This is a genomic window from Candidatus Desulfatibia sp. (assembly GCF_036446775.1).
Classification (GTDB): Bacteria; Desulfobacterota; Desulfobacteria; order Desulfobacterales; family UBA11574; genus Desulfatibia_A.
In genome coordinates, this window is sequence record NZ_JAZFTO010000237.1 from 1 (window position 1) to 2,164 (window position 2,164).

At 46.3% G+C, this 2,164-nt stretch carries 4 protein-coding genes; 2 read left to right on the forward strand and 2 right to left on the reverse strand.

Translation table 11 applies throughout. The features are described from left to right. A partial coding sequence (locus V3S16_RS11135; RefSeq protein ID WP_413884922.1) for a hypothetical protein occupies positions 1 to 288 on the forward strand: 288 nt, incomplete at its 5' end. A gap of 209 nt (positions 289 to 497) precedes the next feature. Next, positions 498 to 833, forward strand: a complete 336-nt coding sequence (locus V3S16_RS11140) for a hypothetical protein (RefSeq protein WP_413884924.1) — start codon at positions 498 to 500, stop codon at positions 831 to 833. Positions 834 to 858: 25 nt separating this feature from the next. Here V3S16_RS11140 and V3S16_RS11145 read toward each other — a convergent pair whose 3' ends face one another. Both V3S16_RS11145 and V3S16_RS11150 read right to left on the reverse strand, forming a co-directional pair. Then, complete coding sequence (locus V3S16_RS11145; RefSeq protein ID WP_413884925.1) at positions 859 to 1,287, reverse strand: SxtJ family membrane protein; 429 nt, start codon at positions 1,285 to 1,287, stop codon at positions 859 to 861. Continuing rightward, positions 1,260 to 2,164, reverse strand: a 905-nt coding sequence (locus V3S16_RS11150; protein WP_413884927.1) for a carbamoyltransferase C-terminal domain-containing protein, incomplete at its 5' end; no start/stop codon positions are given. The genes V3S16_RS11150 and V3S16_RS11145, both read right to left, overlap by 28 nt.

A 2,164-nucleotide genomic window follows, 5' to 3' on the forward strand; every position in this document is an offset into this window, starting at 1 on the left:
ATGAAAGACTACATGGCTTCGACTTCGGCTGCTGACGCCGTAAGCGACGAACAGCATGTCGAGCAGGGAATAAAGACCGTCGTAAACCAAACGTTAAGCGGTGTGTCTGTTGTGGATAGGTGCTCCGACAAGGAAAATAAGACTTACTATTCTCTGGTAAGCATGGACTTCAACCGCTTCAAAGACGCCCTAGAAAAGAGCAAGGAACTCAGCGAAAGAGTTAAAGCGCACGTAAAAAAGAACGCGGACAAGGTTTTTGACGATCTTAAGAAAGAAACCGGCAACTGAATATCGGCTGTAAAAGCTTATGAGGGATCGCCCCATATCTTCTTGGGCGTTTCCCTCTGTTTAATCGATTAAAGATAAAGATGAGAAATTTTTTTTTGATATCTCTTTTCGCTTTCATATCTTTATTGCAGCCAATTTCTTGCGCGACCGGAAGTAATAAGCCGCCGGCTCTTAATACGGGCGAGGCAGAGATTCAAGTTCCGCCATGGGTGAGAATAACCCCTAAGTACAAAGACCGAATTTGTGCTGTAGGAACGTGCGAGCCGACTTTCTATCCGGAAGAGGGCAAACCGTGTGCCGCGGATAATGCAAGGGCTGAGCTGGTAAAAACAATTTCCGTGGATGTGAAGTCAATAATGGTGGAAGAGGTGAAAAACGACAGACAGAATATTGAAGAAGTAACAGTTAGTCAGGTATCATCCTGGGTTTCAGAATCTGTACTAAACGAATCGGTGGTAGAAAAATACTGGTATGACAAGGAGGGGGTTGTCAGTCCTCGCAAAAAGATAACATACGCGCTTGTGTGTATGCCTAAAATAAAATAAAGCGGTCATTGCATTTAGCGGCTAATTAAAACTGCTTATGGAATCGCTCTTTTCCCTGCATCGGGTCGCGTTTTTTCCAGTAGGTCTTGGCATTCGGTTCATGCTTTAGGTCCAGGATATCTTTTCGTAAAAGCCTTAAAACTATTCCCACAGGCGTGATAACCAGATAAAAAAGGATTGCAAGCAGCAACTTTGTCTGGAACCTCCCTATCGCCGCGGCGATGATCATCCATCTTGCGTAAACTGGTTTCATTAATTTCGGAAGGGTTAGGCCGACAACCGCAAAGACAACCCCAAGACCCGAAATGTACGGGTAAAGGTTTCCTCCGCGCCACCATGAAACAACGGCGATAATCTGGAATACGACGCCAATTCCGCCGGCGAACACACGTATTTCTTTTACATCCTTATTTATCATTTTTGTCATCAGTCCAGTTCGAACTCCGTTTTCCATTTGCCGTCGTCCTTGAACTCCGGCATCTTCTTCTTATCAAGCAGGAAATTCCCAAGCACAAGGTAATCCATCTTTGTGCGCATGAAGCATAGATATGCCTCCGGAGGGGTGCATACAATAGGCTCGCCTCTCACATTGAACGAGGTGTTTATTACCACCGGACACCCGGTTTTTTCATAAAACTTTTCGATCATAGCGTAATAAAGCGGGTTCGTTTTTTTATCGACCGTTTGGATGCGCGCAGAATAATCAATGTGCGTTATCGCCGGAACGTCGGAACGCGGAATATTAAGTTTGTCTATTCCAAAAAGTTTTTTATGATCCTCCGACATTTGCTTGCGCCTTTCCTGATTGACGGAGGCAACAAGAAGCATATAAGGGGACTCGACGTCAATCTCGAAATATTCCCCTACCCTCTCCTTTAATATGGAGGGCGCAAAAGGACGGAAAGATTCCCTGAATTTTATTTTAAGGTTCATGGTGGACTGCATTTTTTCCGAGCGCGCATCTCCGATTATACTGCGGGACCCCAAAGCACGCGGCCCGAATTCCATGCGCCCGCTGAACCACCCAACCACCTTTTCATCCGCCAATAGGTGCGCGGCTTTCTCGGATATTTCCCTATCGGCGCATTTTTCATAAGGAATGTTTTTGGACTTTAAGAATGATTCAATATTATTATCTTTAAAAGCCGGGCCGAGGTACGAGCCAGACTGCGAATCGTTCACCCCGCCGGCCTTCCTTTCGTTTCCCAGATACCTGTGCCACGCACTCAACGCCGCCCCAAGCGCTCCCCCCGCGTCTCCCGCCGCCGGCTGAATCCAAATTTTTTCAAAGATGCCTTCGCTTAGAATCTTGCCGTTTGCAACGCAGTTCA